17 protein-coding genes and 1 pseudogene are annotated in these 19,885 nt (G+C 68.8%); 6 read left to right on the plus strand and 12 right to left on the minus strand.

Annotated features, from left to right (window positions below):
* Positions 1-129: 129 nt before the first annotated feature.
* Positions 130-534, plus strand: a complete 405-nt coding sequence (locus AC1RTA_RS14140; protein WP_014237803.1) for a nucleotide pyrophosphohydrolase — start codon at positions 130-132, stop codon at positions 532-534.
* A 37-nt stretch (positions 535-571) separates the two neighbouring features.
* A complete protein-coding gene (locus AC1RTA_RS14145) occupies positions 572-1,219 on the plus strand; it encodes an acyl carrier protein phosphodiesterase (protein WP_492785066.1) in 648 nt (215 codons plus the stop codon).
* 139 nt (positions 1,220-1,358) lie between these two features.
* Here the strand turns inward: AC1RTA_RS14145 and AC1RTA_RS14150 are convergent.
* Positions 1,359-2,171: pseudogene (locus AC1RTA_RS14150) on the minus strand (23S rRNA (adenine(2030)-N(6))-methyltransferase RlmJ); the annotation flags it as partial.
* Positions 2,171-2,488 (minus strand): antibiotic biosynthesis monooxygenase family protein, encoded by a 318-nt coding sequence (locus AC1RTA_RS14155; RefSeq protein WP_492785067.1) that lies wholly within the window; start codon positions 2,486-2,488, stop codon positions 2,171-2,173. The gene AC1RTA_RS14155 and the pseudogene AC1RTA_RS14150, both read right to left, overlap by 1 nt.
* A 338-nt stretch (positions 2,489-2,826) precedes the next feature.
* Between AC1RTA_RS14155 and AC1RTA_RS14160 the strand changes: the two genes are divergently transcribed.
* Entirely contained in the window at positions 2,827-3,288 is a 462-nt protein-coding gene (locus AC1RTA_RS14160; RefSeq protein ID WP_492785068.1) for a DUF4442 domain-containing protein, read from the plus strand.
* A gap of 208 nt (positions 3,289-3,496) precedes the next feature.
* A complete protein-coding gene (locus AC1RTA_RS14165; protein WP_492785069.1) occupies positions 3,497-4,042 on the plus strand; it encodes a YaeQ family protein in 546 nt (181 codons plus the stop codon).
* A 106-nt stretch (positions 4,043-4,148) separates the two neighbouring features.
* On the opposite strand, the gene pbpC is transcribed toward AC1RTA_RS14165, so the two are convergent.
* From pbpC to AC1RTA_RS14190, 5 genes are all read right to left on the minus strand, one after another.
* Positions 4,149-6,419 (minus strand): penicillin-binding protein 1C, encoded by a 2,271-nt coding sequence (gene pbpC, locus AC1RTA_RS14170; RefSeq protein WP_492785070.1) that lies wholly within the window; start codon positions 6,417-6,419, stop codon positions 4,149-4,151.
* Positions 6,420-6,426: 7 nt separating this feature from the next.
* Positions 6,427-12,108: an alpha-2-macroglobulin family protein gene (locus tag AC1RTA_RS14175; RefSeq protein ID WP_492785071.1), complete on the minus strand. Its 5,682-nt coding sequence runs from the start codon at positions 12,106-12,108 to the stop codon at positions 6,427-6,429.
* Positions 12,109-12,397: 289 nt separating this feature from the next.
* Positions 12,398-13,507: a DUF748 domain-containing protein gene (locus AC1RTA_RS14180; RefSeq protein ID WP_492785072.1), complete on the minus strand. Its 1,110-nt coding sequence runs from the start codon at positions 13,505-13,507 to the stop codon at positions 12,398-12,400.
* A 116-nt stretch (positions 13,508-13,623) separates the two neighbouring features.
* On the minus strand, positions 13,624-14,010 hold the full coding sequence (locus AC1RTA_RS14185) for a glutaredoxin family protein (RefSeq protein WP_287874805.1): 387 nt from the start codon (positions 14,008-14,010) through the stop codon (positions 13,624-13,626).
* A gap of 66 nt (positions 14,011-14,076) precedes the next feature.
* Positions 14,077-15,084: a serine/threonine protein kinase gene (locus AC1RTA_RS14190; protein WP_152089107.1), complete on the minus strand. Its 1,008-nt coding sequence runs from the start codon at positions 15,082-15,084 to the stop codon at positions 14,077-14,079.
* Positions 15,085-15,163: 79 nt separating this feature from the next.
* On the opposite strand from AC1RTA_RS14190, the gene AC1RTA_RS14195 reads away from it, so the two are divergent.
* Positions 15,164-15,913 carry an MgtC/SapB family protein gene (locus AC1RTA_RS14195; RefSeq protein WP_014237793.1) on the plus strand — a complete coding sequence of 250 codons (750 nt, stop codon included), beginning with the start codon at positions 15,164-15,166 and terminating at the stop codon, positions 15,911-15,913.
* A 4-nt stretch (positions 15,914-15,917) separates the two neighbouring features.
* On the opposite strand, the gene AC1RTA_RS14200 is transcribed toward AC1RTA_RS14195, so the two are convergent.
* Positions 15,918-16,169 (minus strand): hypothetical protein, encoded by a 252-nt coding sequence (locus AC1RTA_RS14200; RefSeq protein WP_492785073.1) that lies wholly within the window; start codon positions 16,167-16,169, stop codon positions 15,918-15,920.
* Positions 16,170-16,311: 142 nt separating this feature from the next.
* Here AC1RTA_RS14200 and ylqF point away from each other — a divergent pair, with 142 nt between their 5' ends.
* The gene (gene ylqF / locus AC1RTA_RS14205) at positions 16,312-17,226 is read left to right on the plus strand and encodes a ribosome biogenesis GTPase YlqF (protein ID WP_492785074.1); all 915 of its coding nucleotides are present in this window, start codon (positions 16,312-16,314) and stop codon (positions 17,224-17,226) included.
* Between the two features lie 63 nt (positions 17,227-17,289).
* Here the strand turns inward: ylqF and AC1RTA_RS14210 are convergent, their stop codons facing one another.
* The 4 genes from AC1RTA_RS14210 to AC1RTA_RS14225 all read right to left on the minus strand — a co-directional run.
* Positions 17,290-17,835 carry a DUF3617 domain-containing protein gene (locus tag AC1RTA_RS14210; RefSeq protein ID WP_492785075.1) on the minus strand — a complete coding sequence of 182 codons (546 nt, stop codon included), beginning with the start codon at positions 17,833-17,835 and terminating at the stop codon, positions 17,290-17,292.
* A 162-nt stretch (positions 17,836-17,997) separates the two neighbouring features.
* On the minus strand, positions 17,998-18,180 hold the full coding sequence (locus AC1RTA_RS14215) for a hypothetical protein (protein WP_043798298.1): 183 nt from the start codon (positions 18,178-18,180) through the stop codon (positions 17,998-18,000).
* A gap of 79 nt (positions 18,181-18,259) precedes the next feature.
* A complete protein-coding gene (gene infA / locus AC1RTA_RS14220; RefSeq protein WP_014237788.1) occupies positions 18,260-18,520 on the minus strand; it encodes a translation initiation factor IF-1 in 261 nt (86 codons plus the stop codon).
* A 350-nt stretch (positions 18,521-18,870) separates the two neighbouring features.
* Positions 18,871-19,885: pseudouridine synthase (locus AC1RTA_RS14225; RefSeq protein WP_492785076.1), on the minus strand; the 1,015-nt coding region annotated here is incomplete at its 5' end.

Consider the following 19,885-nt stretch of genomic DNA (forward strand, 5'->3'; position numbering starts at 1 on the left):
CGGGGGGAGAGGGCGGGTGCGGCAGAGACAGAGGAGGCGGCAGTGGGGGCAGAAGTGGGGGCAGAGTCGGTCATGGTCCGGTGCGTCGGGGCATAATCACGGTCCGCCCCGTCCAACATTGAAAAGCCCATGACCTTAGCAGAAATGCCCGTCCCTGCCGACCCTGAATCCCGCTCTCCGTCCGATCTGCAGCGGCTGACCGAGGCCATCCTGGCCTTCCGCGACGAGCGGGACTGGAAGCAGTTCCACAGCCTGCGCCACCTCATCGTCTCCCTCAACCTGGAGGCGGCCGAACTGCTGGAGCTGACCCAGTGGAAGAGTGACGCCGACATGGCCGCCCTGGTGGCGGACCCGGCGGGGCGGGAGGCCCTGGCCGACGAATGCGCCGACGTGCTGCTGTACCTGCTGCTGCTGACGGCGGAGGCGGGCATCGACCTGCCGGCGGCGGCCCTGGCCAAGATCGGCAAGAACGCGGCCAAGTATCCGGTGGAAAAAGCCCGGGGCTCCTCGCGCAAATACACGGAGCTGGAGTGAGTCGGGCGGGCGTCCGGGGGCGGCGACAGGAGCGGCCATGAACTTCCTGGCCCACGCCTATCTGGGCGGCGAGGTGGCGGAGCACCGCCTGGGCGGCTTCCTCGGCGACTTCGTCAAGGGGCCTCTGGATATAGCCCAAGGCGGTCTGCCGGCGGAGGTGCTGGCCGGGGTGGAACTGCACCGGCGCCTGGACAGCTTTGCCGAAACCCATCCCGCCTTCTGTCGCAGCCGGGAGCGCATCAGCCCGGCACGGCGCCGGGTGGCGGGGATCATGGTGGATCTGTTCTACGACCACTTCCTGGCCCGGGACTGGGCCGAGTGGTCAGCCCTGGCGGCGGGCGATCTGCCCCGGGGGCTGGCGCAGTTTTCCGCCGCCCTCTACGCCCAGGCGGAAGCGCTGGGGCCGGCCCTGCCGCAGCGGCTGGCGGCCGTCCTGCCGCGCATGCGGGGCGACGACTGGCTGGCCTCCTACCGGGAGCCGGAGATCATCGCCCTGGCCCTGGACCGCATGGCCCAGCGCTTTACGCGCCCGAGCGCCCGGACGGCCCTTTGCGGGGCGGGCGCGGAGTTGCTGCAGGATTACGCGGGCTTTGCGGCGGATTGCCGGGCTTTCCTGCCGGACGCCCAGGCTTTTGCCCGGCGCTGGCGGCAGGCGCGCGGGGCGCCTTCCGGCCCGCCGTATTAGACGGAAAACCGGCGCTGCCCCGGGGGTTGAACACCGTCGGCCGGGCCCGCTCCGGGCGTAGCGGCGTATCGCCCAGGGTGCCGCCGGCGCCGCTCTCCAGGACGAAGTGGGCGCCCTTGCCGGCATCCCCTTCTTCCGCCAGCAGTTCCACCAGCCGGGGCAGCACTTCCTTCAGGGTGGCGGCCAGGGTCCATGGCGGGTTGAGGATGAACATGCCGCTGCCGGCCATGCCGAAGCCGTCCGCGTCCGGCGAACGCACGTGCAGGGAGACGTGGAGCCAGTCCTTGGCCGGCAGGCGCTTCAGGCGGTCGGGGAACTGGCGGGATTCGGGGCGGTTGAGACAGGGATACCAGACGGCGTAGGTGCCGGTGGCGAAGCGCTGCAGGGCGTCCTGCAGGGACTTGTAGATGGTGGCGTAGTCGGTCTTGACCTCGTAGGAGGGGTCGATCAGCACCAGGGCCCGGCGCGACGGGGGCGGCAGCAGGGCCTTCATGCCGGCCAGGCCGTCGCCGGAGGTGACCTGGACCTGGCGGCCGGCATCCTTGAAGTTGGCGGCCAGCAGGCGGGCATCGGTGCTGTGCAGCTCGTACAGGCGCAGCCGGTCGATGTCCCGCAGGCCCTGCTGGGCCAGCCAGGGGGAGCCGGGGTAGAGGCGCAGGGGGCCGTTGGCCTCGTTGCCGTTGAACTGGCGGATGCGGGCCACGTAGTCGGCCAGGGCCGGCGGCAGGTCGGCAGGGGGCACTTCCCACAGGCGGCCGATGCCGCCCTGGAATTCGGCCAGCTTCTTGGCGTAGTCCGACTTCAGGTCGTAGGCGCCGGCGCCGGCGTGGGTGTCGATGACGTAGAGGGCCTTGTCCTTCTGGGTCAGGTAGTCGAGCAGCTGGAGCAGAACCAGATGCTTGAGGACGTCGGCGTGGTTGCCGGCGTGGAAGGCGTGGCGGTAGCTGAGCATTAGATTACAGCCTTGAAAAGTTCGAGTTGGGGCGGGCCGACGTAGAGTTCCCGGGGCGTCAGGGCCGCGTTGGCGTGGGCCTTGCGGAAGGCCTCCGACTGGGTCCAGTCATCGAAAGCCTGTTGCGAAGCCCACATGGTGTGGGAGGCGAAGAGGGTGAATTCGCCCGGGTCGTCGCCCAGGGGTTCCAGTTGCAGCAGGTGGAAGCCGAGAAAGCCCGGGACTTCGGCCAGATAGCTTTCCCGCTTCTGCCAGTGTTCGACGAAGGCGGCTTCGCTGCCCGGCTTGATGCGAAAGCGGTTCATGGCGAGGAACATGGGCGGGCTCCGGGAAATGGCGGTCGAGGGGGCGGATATTAGCGGACTTTCGCCCGCCCCGGCAGTCGCCAGGCGGGGCGCGGCTCCCGGCCCGGCGCAAGAATGGGTCGGGGGCAAAAAAGGGCTTGCCGGGGCAGGCAACTCTTGGGGAAAATAGAAGTCAAACGATCGTTTGAATTAACGCAATGGCCGGCGATGGCCGACCGTGAGCAGTGCCGGAGGCTCCGGCTTTGGCCCATCGCGCCGTGGTCACGGGTCCGAGCTGACCGCCGCGGATGCCGCCCGGCGCGCCGTGGCCCGGCCGGCCATTGCCCATCCCCTTTCCCGACGAGAGATTCATGAAAGCCAGCACCTTCCGCCGCCTCATCAACCTGTGGCCGCCCTTCCTGTTCACCGGCATCCGCAGCCCCCGCATCGCCCCCGACTACCGGGAGGCGGAAGTGGAACTGCGCCTGCGCTGGTACAACCGCAATTACGTCGGTACCCATTTCGGCGGCAGCCTTTTCGCCATGACCGATCCCTGGTACATGCTGCTGCTCATGCAGCGCCTGGGCAAGGACTACCTGGTGTGGGACCAGCGGGCCGTGATCGACTTCGTGGCTCCGGGCAAGGGCGTGGTCAAGGCCCTGTTCAAGGTGGACGACGCCACCCTGGCAGAGATCGTGGCCCGCACCGCCGGCGGCGACAAATACCTGCCCGAGTTCCACATCGACGTGGTGGACGAGGCCGGGCAGGTGGTGGCCCGGGTGCACAAGACCGTTTACGTGCGGCGCAAGCGGCGGGCCCGGGGCGAGGGCTGAAAGGCGGCTGAACGGCTGCCGGCCCGGGAGGCAGGAAGGACGCCATTCTCCGGGCAGGCATGCCGCTCATGCCCGTCCCTATTGCCTCCCGGGGCAGTGCCCTGCAAGGCAGCAGGACCCGGCATTACCCGGCCGCCGCAGCCCGGGGCGCCATGAGCGGCGCCACGGCCCCCGCCGTTGTCCCAAGTGCGGGTAAAATGCCCGCCCTATGGCTCTCAAATCCACCGTATTCAAGGCCGACCTCAGCGTCGCCGACATGGACCGGCACCACTACGCCGATTATTCCCTGACCCTGGCCCGGCACCCGTCGGAAACCGACGAGCGCATGATGGTGCGCCTGCTGGCCTTCGCCCTCAACGCCGACGAGCGTCTGGCCTTCTGCAAGGGCCTCTCCGACGACGACGAGCCGGACCTGTGGCGCAAGGACTACACCGAAGCCATCGAGCAGTGGATCGAAGTGGGCCTGCCAGACGAAAAGCGCATCAAGAAGGGCCTCTCCCGTTCTGCCCAGGTGCTGGTCATGGCCTACGGCGGCCGGGCGGCGGAAATCTGGTGGTCCCAGCTGGCCAGCAAGGTGGAGCGTCAGGAAAAACTCACCGTGCTGTTCATCCCCGAAGCCCAGAGCCGCGCCCTGGCAGAACTGGCCGACCGCACCATGCGCCTCTCCTGCACCATCCAGGACGGCAACGCCCTGGTCAGCTGCGACAAGGGCACGGTGAATATCGAGCCGGTGAAGTGGCTGTACAAGGAATGAACGGAATGTGCAGGAAATGAAAAAAGGCCGGGACCACCGGCCTTTTTTTCGGCCTTTTTTTTTCGCCCCTTTTCACGGGGGCCAGGGCTTCCTCTGCCCGGCAGCGTCAGCGCCGGCTTTTCCCTTTCAGGGCCCGGACTTCGAAGGCGGCCTCGTCGATCACCCGCTGCCGGGCATCCACCAGCTGCAGGCGGTGGCGGCCGGGCTGGGGCAGCCAGCGGGGCGCCGGCTGGGCGGCGGCCAGCCGCTTGCCGTCGAGTTGCCAGTGCCAGCCCGGGGCGGCGGGGCCGCTCAGGCGCAGTTCGATGCGTTGCCGGCTGGGCGGAATGTCCGGGTCCAGGGCCAGGATGGTGCCGTCGGCCGGGTAGGCGATGCGGCCCAGGGCCTGGCCGCCGGCCTGGCGGATGAGCGTCTGTTCCGTGCCGGCCAGGAACCACTCCTGGCGGGCCGGTTCCCGGGCCGGCTCGAAGCGGATGCTCTGGCGCACCACGCCGGCGGGGGCCGGCGGCGGCCGGCTGGATTGGGGTGGCCGGGCCCGGGCCGGATCGCCCCGGTGCAGCCAGTCCATGACCTCCCGCCACACCGGTGCCGCGCCGCTGATGCCGGAAACGTCGTGCATGGGGCTGCCGCCGGCATTGCCCACCCACACCGCCACGGTGTAGCGGCGGGAATAGCCGGTGCACCAGTTGTCCCGCATGTCCTTGCTGGTGCCGGTCTTGACCGCGCTCCAGTAGGGCGTGGCGAGCCAGGATTCCAGGCCGAAGGTGGAGGCCCGGGCATTGCGGTCGGCCAGGATGTCTCCCACCAGGAAGGCCGCCGCCGCGGTGAAGGCCGGGCGGGGCACGTCGCTGAAAACCCCGGCACAGCCTTCGCGGCGGCAGGGAATGGGCTGGGCCTTGCCATTGCTGCCGGCAGCGGTGGCAGGCACGGCCCGCAGGGGGCTCCAGCGGCCGCCGTTGGCCAGGCTGCGGTAGCCGTTGGCCAGCATCAGCAGGGAAATATCCGCCGAGCCCAGGGCCAGGCTGTAGCCGTACCAGTCGCCATCCTGGTTGAGGCTGGCCAGGCCGGCCTGCAGCAGCTTGCGGCGGAAGGGCTCGGGCCCCAGGCGCACCAGGGTGCGCACCGCCGGCACGTTGAGGGAGCCGGCCAGGGCGCGTCGCACCGAGACCCAGCCCTGGTAGTGGGGCTCGTAGTTCTGGGGAGCGTAGAGGCCGTTGCCCGTATCCAGAGCCAGGGGCGCATCTTCGATGAGGGAGGCGGGCGTCAGGGCCCGCTGTTCAAAGGCCAGGGCGTAGAGAAAGGGCTTGAGGGTGGAGCCGGCCTGGCGCAGGGCGGTGACCCCATCCACTTCCGCCGCCTCCGAGAGGTCGCCGCTGGAGCCGACCCAGGCCAGGATTTCGCCGCTGGCGTTGTCCAGCACCAGCACCGCGCCGTCTTCCACGTTCTGGTGCCGCAGGGCATGGAGGTGGCGCCGCAGGGCGTGGCTGGCGAACTGCTGCAGGTCAGCATCCAGGCTGGAAAGCAGGGCCTGGCCGGGTTGCTCCAGCAGCTTGCGGGCCAGGTGGGGCGCCAGTTGGGGGGCGGGGGCCTGGCGCGTGCGCTGGGCGCCGCTGAGGGCGTAGTCCACATAGGCGGCGAAGGCCTGGGCGTCGCTGCATTCCTGTTCCCGGCCCATTTCCGCTAGCAGGCGGCAGGCCCGGCGGGCCACCACGGCGGGGAAGGCATTGGGGGAGCGCAGCAGGGCGGCGGCCAGGGCGGATTCCCGCTCGTCCAGGCCGTGGGGCCACTTGCCGAACAGCTCCTGGCTCATGGCGCCGACGCCCTGCAGTTCGCCCCGGAAGGGGACCAGGTTGAGATAGGCCTCGATGATCTGGCGCTTGTTCCAGGTGCGCTCCAGGCGTCCCGCCGCCATGGACTGGCCGAGCTTGTCGAGGAAGGAGCGGCGGCCCCGGCGCTGCCCGTCCTCCTCCAGCAGGCCGGCCAGTTGCATGGTCAGGGTGCTGGCGCCCCGGGTGCGGCTGCCCCAGAAATTGCTCCAGGCGGCCTTGCCGGCGGCGCGCCAGTCCACGCCGTCATGCTCCATGAAGCGCCGGTCTTCGGAGACGATGACGGCCCGCACCAGGGCCGGGGAGATTTCCGCCAGGGGCGTCCAGGCCCGGCGCCGGACGTTGCGGTCGAGGCGCAGGCTCTGCAGCACCTGTCCGTCCCGGGCCAGCAGGGTGGCGTCGGAGGCCCGGTATTCCCGGCGCACCTGGGCGTAGTCCGGCAGGGCCTGGGCAGCAGGCGCGGCCAGCCCCAGGAGCAGGGCCAGGGTGGGGAGCAGCGCCCGTCGCCGCAGCGGCAGGCGGCGCTCCCCAAAGCCTGAAAAGCGGGGCACGGCCGCTTTAGTCGCCAACCTTGACCCGGCTGTTGGGCACTTCGCCGAACACGTCGGGGGCGTAGAGGGCCTCCACCCGGGTCGGCGGCAGGGCGAAGTCGCCGCTGTTGTTGAGGCGCAGGGTGTATTCCAGGACGAAGCGGCCCTTGGGCAGCCACTGGTAATAGGCCCGGAAGGCACTGAAGCTGCGCTCCACGTAGCTGGGCCGCAGGCCGTGCGCGTCCCGGTTCTCATCCAGGGTGCCGATGGCGCTGTCCCGCCCGTCGCCGTCGCCCAGGATGCGGGCACCGGCGGGAATGGGGTCGCTCAGGGCCACCCAAGTCATATCCTGGTCCGCATCCACCGTCAGGGTCACGCGCCACAGATCGCCGCGGCTGACCTTGCCCGGGGTCTTCTCCTGCAGCGGCGCCACCTTGCGGCTGATGCGGTAGCCCATGGCCCGGGCCGGGCCGTCGGCCACGGCCGCCAGCACCTGCACGGTGGCCCAGGGCTTGCCGCTGCCCTGGTGGCTCAGCTGCAGCTTGTCCTCCTTGCCGGCCGGATTGGGCCAGGGCAGGGCCAGGGGGGCAGGCTGGGCAGCGCCGGCCTGGCGCCAGTCCACCTCGGCACTGGCTTTTGCCAGGCTGGCCACGGTTCTGCCGGTCACCGGCTCCCGCTCGAACTTGCGGGCGAAGCGGTCCAGGGTGACCCGGGCCCAGGCATTGGCTGTGGTGGTCAGCCAGCGACCCCGCACCTGGCGCTCCATGGCGCCCTGCACCAGGCGCGGCAGGTCCTCCTGCCAGGCCGGGTTGTCGAGCATGGCCTCGATGAGGCGGAAGGCGTTGGCGTCGGCGTTGAGCATCATCCACCACCAGTAGTCTTCCCGTTCCGTGGTGAAGGTCAGGCGGCCGCCGGTGTAGGAGAGGCGGTTGCGCAGTTCCTGCTGGGCCTCGGCCAGGCGCTTGCTGCGCTGGGGCAGGTCGGCGGTGCGCTGCAGCACCAGATACCAGTCGATGAGGGCCGCCGTGGGCAGGCGCAGGGGATCGACCTCCAGGGCCGCCACCGTGCGCGGCAGTTGCACACCCTGCCGGCCCAGGGCCTGCAGGGCGTTGAGGCGGCGCAGCAGCAGCGGGTCGCCGTAGCTGGCGGGTGCCCATTCCCCGGTGCGCAGTCGGCCTTCGGCGTAGGCGGTGAGGCCCTGGAGCATGCGCCGCTTGCTCTCCTCCGGCACGGTGAAGCCGGCCAGGGTGGTGAGGTCGAGCAGATAGGCCGTCAGGGTGGCGCTGCCCGGGGTGCCGGGGAAGTAGCCGGCCAGGCCGTTGCTGTCCAGCATGCCGGGCAGGCTGTCGGCCACGGCCTGCCAGCGCCCGGCATCGTTGAGGCCGACGGCGACGGAGGTCTTCTGCTCCAGGCAGGAGAAGGGGTACTCCTCGAAGAAGTGGCGCAGGCCCGGCGGCGGCACCGCCAGCTTGGGCGACAGGCTGATCTCCAGCCCGCCCTTGCCGGGCAGGGCGCCGGCCGGCGGACTGACGCCGACCTCGTACTTGCCGTCGACCCGGGTGAAGGTGGCCTGCTGCACCGTCACCGGCACGGCGGGGGCGACCTGCTGGGTAATCTTCAGGGCATCCTGGGCCTTGCCGCCTTCTTCTTTGGCGGTGAATTCCCAGTCCTGGTGGTTGGCACCATCGGGGGCGTCCGCCTCCCAGCTGAGTTCGGCGGCCCCTTCGGCGGCCAGGACGACCTGGCGTTCGGGCAGGCTCTGGCTGCCATGGCGGGCCTGGAGGCGCACCGTCATCTGGCGGGCGGTGCCGTTGCGCAGGGTGACCAGGGCCTTGAAATGGTCGCCCTCCCGCACCAGGGGCGGCAGGCCGGAGATGATCTGCAGGTCCTGCCGGGTGCGCACGCTGCTGCTGCCGCTGCCGAACAGGCCGGCCCCGGCCGTGGCGACACCCACCAGGCGGAATTCGCTGAGGGAATCGTTCATCGCCACCTTGAGGGTGGCGCTGCCGTTGGCATCCAGCTTGACCCGGGGCTGCCAGCTGAGCAGGGTGTCGAACAGTTCCCGGGCCGGGGCGCGGCCGCCGCCGCCGCCGGGGGGCAGGGCTTTCTTGCCGAAATGGCGCTTGCCGATGACCTGGGATTGGGCGGTGGCGGTTTCCACCTGATAGGCCCGCTTTTGCAGGAAGGCCTGCAGCAGGTCCCAGCTGTCGTTGGGGCGCAGTTCCAGCAGGGCCTGGTCCACCGCGGCAAAGGCCACCTCGCTGCCGGCGGGGGCCGGCTTGCCGTCCGGCGTGGTGACGCGGATTTTCACCGTGGCCTCTTCCCGGGGCCGGTAGTCGCTCTTGTCGCTGCTCACCTCAACCTTGAGGCGGAAGCCGTCGTTGCCCACGGCGATTTCCCCCAGGCCCAGGCGGTAGGCCGGCTTGGCCAGGTCCACCATAGCGGTGGGCTGCTCCGGGTGCCACCATTCCTTGAACCAGGCCAGGGGCTCGCGCCAGCCCCACTGGAAGAAGCTGGTCCATTTCAGGGGCTCCACCCGGCCCCGCACGGCGAGCACGGAGACATAGACATTCGGCCCCCATTCGGGTTTGACCGGGATTTCCACGGTGGGCTTGAAGCGGGAAAGGGGCTGCACGAAGGTGTCGATGATGCCGCCCGCCTCCACGGAAACCAGGGCGGTGGCTTCCCGGAAGGGCGTGCGCACCTGGAAGCGGGCCGTCTCCCCGGGCTGGTAGCTGCGCTTTTCGGGAATGACGTCGATGCGGTCCTGGTTGCCGGCGGTGAACCACAGGTCGCCGCCGCCGCTGACCCAGTAGCTGGTGCTGGCCCGGGCCACGTTGCCCTGGCTGTCCCGGGTTTCGGCCAGCAGGTGGATGGCCCCCGGCTCGCCGGCCTTGGGCTCGCACAGCAGCAGGCCCCGGCTGTCCGTGGTACCGGCGCAGACTTCGCCCATGTCCTGGTATTCCTGCTGGTTTTCGTAGGCGTAGAAACCGCCGACGATGCGCCGGCGGTGGCTGTAATCCACCCGCCGCTTGGCCTTGACGCTCACCGCCTGGCCCGCCACGGGCTTGCCCTGGATATCCAGCACCGCCACTTCGATGCGGTTCTTGCCATTGCCGGAGGCCCAGTCCGCCACCTTGATGCCCACCGCCACATTGGCCGGCCACAGTTCCACCTGGCCCCGCAGGGTCTGGATTTCCCCGTTGGGGTCGGCGAAGGTCATTTCCGCATAGACCTCGCTGGGTCCCTTGGGCTTGCCGGGCAGCACCACCTCCAGCTTGCCGGCGCCGGCCTGGTCCAGGGTCACGGCCTGGCGATCGAGAATGAGGGTTTCCTGTTCCCGGTTGGCCTCCACCTTGAAGGCGGCCAGGGCAGCGGCATCGAAATCGATGTGGAAGTTGTAGGCCTCGAAGTTCTTGTACACCGGCCAGCGCGGGCGCAGGGTGGCCGAGACCTGGACTTCCGCCCGCTTGGCTGCGCCGCCGTTGAGGAAGGACAGGCCGAGGGCCAGGGGCACCTTGCCCGGCGCCACCTGGCGGGCCGGCACGCCCTGCACGCTGCCGGTGAACACCGGCAGGCGGAAGTCGGCGACCCGGAATTCCCCGGTGTACTGCTCGCCCCGCTTGCCGCCGGAGAGCACGATTTCGTAGTTGCCCAGCTTGGCCGAGTCCGGCACCTTCCAGCTGCTGGTGGCGGCGCCCTGGGCATCCCAGCTCAGGGGCTGGGGATATTCGGTACCGCTCTCGCCGTGGCGGATGACCAGGCGGGTGGGCAGCTCCTCCGCTGCCGGAATGGCAAAGCCCCGGCTGTTGCGGCTGCGGGCCAGGTGCTTCATGGAGAGGGTCTGGCCGGGGCGGAAGAGGGTGCGGTCGAGCACGGAGTGGATCTTGAAGTCGCCCCTCTCGCCCCAGGTTTCCACGCCGAAGCGCCAGGGTTCGATGCCTTCGTTCCAGTCGGAGCGGACGAAGCTGTAGTCGCCGTTGAGGCGGGCGCTGGCAAAGAGGAACTGGGTATCCCGGCAGTAGGGCGCTTGCAGGGCCTGATCCACCCGGGCCCGACCCTGGGCATCGGTGCTGCCTTGCCAGAGAGACCGGCCGTTGCAGCCGGAAATGCGCACCTCGGCGCCGGCCACCGGCTTGCCGCTGTCCAGGGCGGTGACCCAGACCAGGCCGTTGTCCCGTCCCGTCTTCAGATGCACCGCCAGGTTGGTGACCAGGGCCGCGGCCCGCACGTACATGGGCTTGGGCGTTGCCAGCAGGGCCTGGCCCAGCAGCTGGCTTTCGATTTCGACGATGTGGTAGCCGGGCTTCTGCAGGGGCACGCCGATCACCTCGAACTCGCTGCTGCCGCCGGGCTTGGGCAACTCCTGGCGGGCGACGCCGGCCCGGCCCTGGAGGAAGGAAAGCTCCCGGGCGTAGTAGGGGTCGATCAGTTCCCGCCATTCCCCATCCACCTTCAGGCGGACCTTGCGGCTCTGCTGCTCGAACTTCTCCAGGGCCAGCATGGCGGCAATCACGTCCGCATCTTCCGTCAGGCGTTGCTGGCTGAAGCGGTGCCGGCCCGGCAGGGTCAGTCCGGCGGTCTTCAGGCTGGCCTCCACGTTGCGCAGGGTGACCGGGAGCAGCCCGCCTTCCTGCAGCTCGACGATGCCGAAGGCGCCGGGAAACTTGGCCAGGGGCGGCAGCCCGCCGGTACGCAGTTTGAGGGGGAAGCTGGCGGCGTTGGCCAGGGGGCGGCCCGCGTCATCTTTCAGCCCGGCGGGGATTTCCAGGGTCAGCTCGGCATTCTGGGGCAGGGGGCCGGGGAAGCTGAGGGATTGCAGGGTATCGCTCTTGCTGCTGCTGTTCTGGTTGGGGTCCTGGGGCTTGCGCTTGCCCTCCGGGGTGACGAGGGCGAACTGGCCGATCTGCTTGGCATCGAAAGGGGCATTGAACTGGAGGCTGAGGCCCGAGAGGGGGGAGCAGGGCGCACCGGCCTTTTCCCGCTCGCAGGAGAAGATGGCCTTGAAGGGCTCCCGCACCTTGAAGACAAAGCTCTCCTCCTTTTCCGTCGGCGTGCCGTTGGCGGCACGGATGCCGGCGCCCCAGACCAGGCGGGCCCGGCTGCCGGCGGGCAGACGTTCGCTGCAGGTCACCACCAGGGGCGCGGCGCCCGTATTGCCTACCCGTTGCAGCACCTCCTGGCGTACCTTGGCCGCCACCGGCCGGGCCGGCAGGCGCTGGCCGATGCCGTCGGCTTCGCACCAAAGATTGTTTTCCAGGGAGCGGGCATCCAGCTCGCCGCCGCCGTTGATGACGAAAGCCTGTTCCTCGTCGATGGCGCTGCCGGGGGAGGGGACGATGCGCCAGGGCCGGGGAGGAGCGCCGAACAGCTCGAAACGGGTTTTGCCGCCGATGCTCTCCCCGCTCAGGGCAAGCTGTTGGGATTTGACCGTGAAGACGCAGCGTTCGCCGGGTTGCAGGGCGCGTGCCAGTTGCCAGGCCCAGGTGCGGGCATCCACCCAGCGGCCTTCGCCGGAGATGCGGGCGCAATCCACCTCGAAGGGCGCGGCCGCCGTGGCCTCTCCCAGCTTCACCATGTCGGCGCTGAAGCGGGCCGTGATGCGGGTCTGGTCTGCGACCTTGCCCTGGGGCTGGAACTGCTGCACGGTGGCGGCGGAGACCAGACCGGTCAGGGACAGGCTACAGACAAGCAGGGCCAGTTTTTTCATGGGCGAGCCTTTGGGGCAGGTGGCTGGGGAATGTTGCATTTTATGACGATCGCTTCGATCGTGAGTCGCGAATTGGCATGCCAAGCGCGGCAGAGGGAAAGTATCGGTCTCTGTCGCGGGCGTAGCCGGGGCGAGAGCTGTGGCGACCCGCCGGGCGTCGCCGCCCCCAGGCCGGTTGTGGCAAAGCGGAGGAAAGGGCGGCGTGAGGGCGGTTCATTCCATGCCGGATCATGCCGGCGCCACAGGCGCTGCGGTCGCCGTCCGTTCGCAGAGCGCCTGTTCCCTGCTGCTATTTGCCGAACAGCCCCTTGATGGCTTTGCCGACGCCTTCGGCCGCTTCCACGGTTTTCTGGCCCACGGTACCGACGCCCTTGGCCAGGCCTTCGAAGCTGATGCCGAAGGTGTCGGCGATGGAGGCGCCGACCTTGGTGGCGAAGCTTTCGTTGAGATGGAACTGGGGGTCCTTCAGGTTGCCCTCGAGGACGAACTTGATGTCGATGCGGCCGTTCTTGTCCTTCAACAGGCCGAGTACCGCCTGGCGCGGCATGCCCATGAAGGTGCTGCCGTTGCTATCCAGCTCCAGCTGGTTCAGCACCAGATTGCCCGGGGCCCTGAGGCGCTGCTCCTTGACCACGGCGTGCAGGTCCAGGTCCAGGCTGCCCTTCTTGACGCCGGTTTCGGCGGCCTTCACCAGATAGGGCTGGAGGGCCACCAGGTCCACCTGGCGGAAGGTGCTGGTGATGTCCGAATCCCGGGTGGCCAGGTCCATCCAGCCCTTGATGCTGATGCGGCCGTCCTGGCGCACGCCCTTCAGCACGCCGTCCAGGGCCAGTCGGGTGCGGCCGGCAAGGTCGGGCAGCTGGATGTCCTGCACCGTGGCGTCGAGCTGTTCCAGGCGGATTTTCAGGGCAGGCTTGCGCACCGTGGCGTCGAAAAACTCCAACACGGCGCCGGCCAGCTCGATGCGGCCCAGGTGCACCCGGGGTGGCGGCGCCTTCTCGGCCTGCTCCGCCGGCGCCGGATGTTCCAGCAGGTTCGGCACCACCCGCATCTTGCCGTCGGCGCTGCGCAGGGCCGAGATATAGGCGCCTTCGATACGGATGGAGGACACCCGGATGGGCTGGCCCAGCAGGCTGCGCAGGTCGGGACTGACGACGATGCGCTCGGCCCGCAGGGTGTCGGCCGCCGGCCAGCCTGCGGGGGCCTTGAGGCGCAGCTTGAGGATTTCCACCTCGCTCCAGCCGAGGCGGATTTCCCCCACTTCGCTGTCGGGCCCCAGGGCCTGCTGCACCTGGTCCTTGAGCAGCCGGGTGCCGACCTGGAGGCCGGTGACGGCGAGCACGATCAGGGTGACGGCGAGGATGAGGAGGGCGGAGAGCCAGCGCTTGAGTCGGGTCATGGCAGCAGTCGGTACGGGGAGGGCGAGGGAGATGGTAGATGGTCGATGGCGAGGATAGCACCGCTACCCTGGCGGCATAAAGCCGGGATGGGGCGGCCTGGTGCGGGGCCGCGGCTTCAGCGCCTGAGGGCGGCGATGAATTCGTCGCTGTCGAAGCCGTCCTTCATGTGGTGGCCGCGCACGATCAGGTAGGGCACGCCGTTGCCGCCATAGCTCTGCATTTCCTGCTCGCAGCGGCGGTCGATGCTCATGTTGCAGTCGGTGTAGGCAAATCCGTACTGGCTCAGCCAGGAGCGGGCCTGGGCGCTGTAGGGGCATTCGCTGGTGGTGTAAATCACCACTTCGCCGGGGCCGACGCCGCGGGCCAGGGCCTGCAGTTCGTCGAGACTGGGTGAGGTGCTGGCCGCAACCGTGGCGGCCCCTGCGACATCGGTGCCGGCATAGTGACGCCAGCCCAGGTGGACGGCGCCGGCCAGGATCAGGATGAGGAACAGCTTGGGCATGGAAAGGCTTTGGGTGACGAGGCTGTCAGTCTAACGTCATGGCGGCAGTGGGTGTGCGCAAGCCCCTTAGCCGAACAGTTCCAGGGGCCCCTCGTCCATCAGGGCGATCTGTTCCTTCAGTTCCAGGATGCGTTCTTCCCAGTAGCGCTGGCTGCCGAACCAGGGGAAGGCGGCGGGAAAGGCCGGGTCGTTCCAGCGGCGGGCCAGCCAGGCGCTGTAATGGACTAGGCGCAGGGTGCGCAGGGCCTCCACCAGATGCAGTTCCCGGGGATCGAAGTCCATGAAGTCCCGGTAGCCGGCCAGCACGTCGTCCAGTTGTCGCTGCTGTTCCCGGCGGTCGCCGGAAAGGAGCATCCACAGGTCCTGGATGGCCGGGCCCGTGCGGCTGTCGTCGAAGTCCACGAAGTGGGGGCCGGCATCGGTCCACAGCACGTTGCCCATGTGGCAGTCGCCGTGCAGGCGCAGGCTGGCGACGTCGCCAGCCCGCTCAAAGCAGCGGCGGGCACCGTCCAGAGCCACGTTCACCGTGCCTTCCCAGGCGTTTTTCAGTTCCGGCGGAACGAAGCCGCCGGCCAGGAGGAAGTCCCGGGGTTCCTCGCCGAAGCTGTGCAGGGTCAGGGCCGGCCGTTCCCGGTAGGGGGCGAGGGCGCCGACGGCGTGGATGCGGGCGATGAAGCGGCCCAGCCATTCCAGGGTGTCCGGGTCCGACAGCTCCGGTGCCCGGCCGCCGCGGCGGGGGAACAGGGCCAGCCGGTGTTCACCGCAGTGGTGCAGGGTGCGGCCGCCGATTTCCAGGGGGGCGACCACGGGAATTTCCCGCTCCGCCAGCTCCCGGGTGAAGGCGTGTTCTTCCAGGATGGCGCCATCACTCCAGCGACCCGGGCGGTAGAACTTGGCGACGACAATGTTGTGGCCGGCCAGGGGCTCGTCCAGCCACAGCTGGTACACCCGGTTTTCGTAGCTGTTGAGGGCCAACTGGCGGCCGTCCGGCAGCAGGCCCAGGCTTTCCAGGGCGTCGAGCACCGCGTCCGGGGTCAGGCTGGCGTAGGGCGGCGGGGCTTGGGTTTCGGGCATGGTGGGGTCCGGCTTTGCGCGTAGAATGGGCCCATTGTAACCGGCCGCCCCGAGAGCCGCGCCCCATAAGGAGTCCGCCATGTCTCCCCTGAGTCCCGATGCGCTGAAAATCTACTGGTCCGCCGACGAGGTGGCCACCAATCTGCTGGTCTTCGTCAACCTGCTGGGGGCTTTGCTGCTGGGTTTCATCGTCGGCTACGAGCGCTCCTATCACGGCCGGGCGGCCGGCATGCGCACCTACGGCCTGGTCTGCATGGCTTCGGCGGCCCTGGTGGTGATCATCGGCTATCCCGGCTACTGGTATGGCGGCCAGGGATTGCAGCCCGCGGCCACCGATCCCACCCGGGTGATCCAGGGCATCGTCACCGGCATCGGCTTTCTCGGTGCCGGGGTCATCATGCGCGAGGGCTTCACCATCAGCGGCCTGACCACGGCGGCCTCCATCTGGGCCTCGTCGGCCATCGGCATCCTGGTGGGAGTGGGGTTCTACGCGGCGGCCATCCTGCTGGCCCTGTTGTCGGCCACCTGCATGATGCTGGTGTCCCGGCTGGAGGGCTGGCTGCCGTCGCGGCAGGCGGTGGCCATCACCATGCGTTTCCGGGCCGGCTTCACGCCGCGCCAGGATGTGCTGGCCCGGGCCGCCCTGAAGCGGGGTTACGAACTGGCGCCGGGCAGTTTTGCCATCGGCTACGATGCCGGCCAGGCCGAATGGCGCTTCGTCGCCGTATCCCTGGGCAAGGCCAACGGCACGCCCATCACCCAGCTGGCGGAGGAACTGGCCAGCTTCGAGGGCGTGGACAGCTTCAAGCTCTCCCACGCCCGCAACTGAGTTCCTACTTGCCGGTGTCGCTCCCGGCCTTTTCCGCCTTGCCCTGTTCCACCAGCTTGCCCAGTTTCTGGGTGAAGTAGCCGGCGTAGGCCAGGGCCGCCAGGGTGAGGCCGGCCAGCAGCAGCTGGGTGCCGCTCATCTGGCCCGGGCTCAGGTTGTTCATGGTGGAGTAGCCCAGCACCAGGGCGGCGACGAAGCCGCCGATGACCTGCATCAGGGCGAAGACTTTTTGCGCTTTGAGGGGGGGAGTGGCCATGGCGGAACGGATATTTGGCTGAAAGTGGGCGATTGTAACGGATGGGGCGCCCAACTCCTGCGATAATGGCGGCCTTTCGCGGGATTTTCCCGGCGTCCGACGCCCCTTCCCGTCGCATCCTATTTGAGATTTCAGGCAAGACATGACAATACAGTGGTTCCCCGGCCATATGACCTCGGCCCGCAAGAAGGCCGCCGAAACCATGGAGTTCGCCGACGTGGTGATCGAAGTGCTCGACGCCCGTCTGCCCGAAGCCAGCCGCAACCCCATGATCGAGGAACTGCGCAAGCACCGCCAGCGGCCCTGCCTCAAGCTGTTGAACAAGTCCGACCTGGCCGACCCGGCCGTGACCCAGGCCTGGCTCGACTACTACAAGCAGCAGCCCGACGTGAAGGCCGTGGCCATCTCCTGCAAGAAGCCCGGCGAGGTGGCCCGCATCCCGGCCCTGGCCCAGACCCTGGCGCCCCACCGCAACAGCAACGTCAAGCCCCTGCGGCTGATGATCATGGGCATCCCCAACGTGGGCAAGTCCACCCTGCTCAACGCCCTGGTCAAGCGCAAGGTGGCGGCGGTCGGCGACCAGCCGGCGGTGACCAAGCAGCAGCAGCGCATGGACCTGGGCCCGCGCCTGTCCATCGTCGATACCCCGGGCCTGATGTGGCCCAAGATCGAGCTGGCCAGCGACGGCCTGATGCTGGCCACCAGCCACGCCGTCGGCCCCAATGCCTACATCGACGAGGAGGTGGGGGTGTATCTGGCGGAACTGCTGTTGCAGCGCTATCCCCAATGCCTGGAGGCCCGCTACGGCCTCAAGGCGGCCGAGACCGATGCGGTGGGCGTGGTGGAAACCGTGGCCCGCAAGCGGGGCTGCATCATCAAGGGCCGGGCCGGCGAGCTGGACCTGGAGAAGGCTTCCCTGATCCTGCTCAACGACTACCGCAATGGCACCCTGGGCCGCATCAGCCTGGAGACGCCGGAGAGCCGGGCCGCCCTGCTGCAGGCTGCTGCTGCGGGCCAACTGGCGCCGCCGGAAGAGGCGCCGGGTGCGGACGAATAACAGCCGCCACCAGAAAAAAGGCCTGTCGCTGACAGGCCTTTTTTTTACGCCCGCTTGGCCGGGCTAGTGCTGATGCTGCTGCATCATTTCCTTGAAGCGGGGATCCTTCATCATCTCCGCCGGGTTGAAGGTGCCCATGTTGGGCATGATGATGTCGCCCGGCTTCTGGCCCTTGGCGCAGGGGCCCAGCCAACGGGTCTCCTGGGTCATCCTGGTTTCCTTCATGCCCTGCAGCGGCGGGCTGTAACGCATGGTCATGTCGCTCTTGTAGCCGCTGGAGAAATCCCCGATGAGGACGCCATCGGTGGTCACCGTGGTCTTGTCCATGCGGCAGACGGTATGGATGGTGACCTTGTTGCCGCTCTGCTTGACGTCCATGGCGCTACAGTCCGGCTTCTGGCCGGGCTGCTCCTGCATCAGGTTATCCGTGTTGGCGTCCACGCACATCTTCATGGGGCCGGGGCTGGGGGCGCCGACGATCTGGGTGTGGATTTCCCACAGACCCGACTTGCGCTTGGGCAGCTCGGCGGACCAGGCGGAAAGGGACAGGCTGCCGGCGAGGACGGAGCAGACGGCCAGGGCCAGGGGGTGACGGAAGGGAGAGGGCATGGCGGCTCCTTTGCCTGAAAGGGGACTCTGCAACGCCGGAACGGTTTTCCGGTGGCGTCGAGTGTAGCAAAACTGCCCGTTGCTACGGGGCAGGTTTTCAGGCAGGTATTACAGGAAAGGAGCGCCGCGGCGGGTGGCGCTGGGAGGACGGCGGCGCCGGCCTCAGCGGAAGGCGGAGATGTAGGCGTTGCCGTTGTAGTGGGCAGAGGCCTCGCCCCGGTGGGAGCGGAAGGTGACTTCAAAACGGTGGCCCAGGGGGCGTACTGCGATGACTTCGTAATGCTCGTCGTCTCCCTTGCAGAAGTCGACAATCCGGTCGCCCGGCATGAGTTCTTTTACTTTCACTAAGCTTTGTTTCCTTGAGTTGATCAGCACCCTGCGAAGTTCCGCGTCGGCGGGGATGGCGCAGGGTGCCGTGGCGCGCCTAGCGGCGGCGGCGTGCGGGGGCGGGGCCCCGGGCACCTTCGCCGAGGTGGCGGAAGGTGATGCGACCCTTGGTCAGGTCGTAGGGGGACATTTCCACGGTGACCTTGTCACCCATGAGCACCTTGATGCGGTGCATTTTCATTTTGCCTGAACCGTAGGCGAGGATTTCCACGCCGTTGGCCAGGGTGACGCGATAGCGGGATTCGGGCAGCACTTCCATGACGGTGCCTTCAAATTCGAGGGCTTCTTCCTTGGACATTCAGTTCTCCGTTTGGTCTGCCCCATTCCTGTCGGACAGGCGGAACAGCGCGAGGTGGATCAGAGCCGGGCGCACAAACACATGGCGCAAGCCGGCCGGGGGCTGATGCGATCTCTTCTGGACGTAGTTCCGGGGCAGCGCCTGGGGCGTGGCCGGCAACAAGCACGAATGCATCTGGGGATGACTCGGGGCGCAGGGCGCCGAGGGTACCGCAAGGGCGGAGGGCTTGAGGGCAGAGGGGGCATCACGTTGGCCGAGGTGATGCTATTCGGCCAAGGTGCAGCAGTGTACTGCATTTCCCCCGGGGACGTCGGAATATCTTTACATCCCCGGGGAAAAGGGGGAGGGGGCTAGAACTTCTCGTCGCTGCGCAGGTAGCGCCACTGGCCCGGCGGCAGCTTGCCGAGGACCACGCTGCCGATGCGGATGCGCTTCAGGCCCACCACCTTCAGGCCCACCAGCTCGCACATGCGGCGGATCTGGCGCTTGCGGCCCTCGCGCAGGACGAAGCGCAGCTGCTCTTCGTTCTGCCAGGAGACGTGGGCCGGCTTGAGCTTGACGCCATCCAGGCTGAGGCCGTGGTTGAGCAGGGCCAGGCCGTTTTCGATCAGTTCGCCCTCGACCCGCACCAGGTATTCCTTTTCCACGGTGGAGTCTTCGCCGATCAGGCGCTTGGCCACGCGGCCGTCCTGGGTCAACACCAGCATGCCAGTGGAGTCGATGTCGAGCCGGCCGGCGGGGGCCAGGCGGCGCAGGTGGGCGCTCTTGAAGCGGGTGCCGCCCTTGTCCTCTTCCCAGCGGTTTTCCGGCTGGACCAGGACCACGGCAGGCTCGTAGCCGTCCTCGGCCTGGCCGGAGACGTAGCCGATGGGCTTGTGCAGGATGATGGTGACGCTTTCCGCCTGGTGCTTGCGGGCCTCCGGATCGACCTCGATGCGGGCCGTGGGCACGATGCGGGAACCCAGTTCGCTTACTACCTTGCCGTCCACCTTGACCCAGCCGGCCTCGATCCATTCGTCCGCTTCGCGGCGGGAACACAGGCCCTGCTCCGACATCACCTTGGACAGGCGCGGCAGTTCGCTGGGATTGCCGCGGTCGCCCCGGGGCGGCCGGGCATCGGCGGAGCGCTCGCCCGTGGCCGCATCGTCGCGCCGCGGCGCAGGGCGGCGGGGGGCGTCGTCGAAACGGCGGGCCGGCTTGGCGAAGTCACCCGCCGGCTTGCCGCGGAAGGGCCGTTCCCGGTCGCCGTAGGTCCGTTCGCCGCCTTCGCGGCGGGGGCGCTCCGCCCGTTCGCCGTCCCGGGCGTAGGCCGGACGGGCGGGGGCGTCGCCACGCCGGGGCGGGCGACCGTCCTCACTGCGGGGC

Source organism: Azospira sp. MPR-E4, from assembly GCF_058809645.1.

Excerpts from the sequence above, each read along its gene's own strand:
- AC1RTA_RS14140 (WP_014237803.1), top strand. The coding sequence starts at position 130 with ATGACCTTAGCAGAAATGCCCGTCCCTGCCGACCCTGAATCCCGCTCT.
- AC1RTA_RS14145 (WP_492785066.1), top strand. The coding sequence starts at position 572 with ATGAACTTCCTGGCCCACGCCTATCTGGGCGGCGAGGTGGCGGAGCAC.
- AC1RTA_RS14155 (WP_492785067.1), bottom strand. The coding sequence starts at position 2,488 with ATGTTCCTCGCCATGAACCGCTTTCGCATCAAGCCGGGCAGCGAAGCC.
- AC1RTA_RS14160 (WP_492785068.1), top strand. The coding sequence starts at position 2,827 with ATGAAAGCCAGCACCTTCCGCCGCCTCATCAACCTGTGGCCGCCCTTC.
- AC1RTA_RS14165 (WP_492785069.1), top strand. The coding sequence starts at position 3,497 with ATGGCTCTCAAATCCACCGTATTCAAGGCCGACCTCAGCGTCGCCGAC.
- AC1RTA_RS14175 (WP_492785071.1), bottom strand. The coding sequence starts at position 12,108 with ATGAAAAAACTGGCCCTGCTTGTCTGTAGCCTGTCCCTGACCGGTCTG.
- AC1RTA_RS14180 (WP_492785072.1), bottom strand. The coding sequence starts at position 13,507 with ATGACCCGACTCAAGCGCTGGCTCTCCGCCCTCCTCATCCTCGCCGTC.
- AC1RTA_RS14185 (WP_287874805.1), bottom strand. The coding sequence starts at position 14,010 with ATGCCCAAGCTGTTCCTCATCCTGATCCTGGCCGGCGCCGTCCACCTG.
- AC1RTA_RS14190 (WP_152089107.1), bottom strand. The coding sequence starts at position 15,084 with ATGCCCGAAACCCAAGCCCCGCCGCCCTACGCCAGCCTGACCCCGGAC.
- AC1RTA_RS14195 (WP_014237793.1), top strand. The coding sequence starts at position 15,164 with ATGTCTCCCCTGAGTCCCGATGCGCTGAAAATCTACTGGTCCGCCGAC.
- AC1RTA_RS14200 (WP_492785073.1), bottom strand. The coding sequence starts at position 16,169 with ATGGCCACTCCCCCCCTCAAAGCGCAAAAAGTCTTCGCCCTGATGCAG.
- ylqF (WP_492785074.1), top strand. The coding sequence starts at position 16,312 with ATGACAATACAGTGGTTCCCCGGCCATATGACCTCGGCCCGCAAGAAG.
- AC1RTA_RS14210 (WP_492785075.1), bottom strand. The coding sequence starts at position 17,835 with ATGCCCTCTCCCTTCCGTCACCCCCTGGCCCTGGCCGTCTGCTCCGTC.
- infA (WP_014237788.1), bottom strand. The coding sequence starts at position 18,520 with ATGTCCAAGGAAGAAGCCCTCGAATTTGAAGGCACCGTCATGGAAGTG.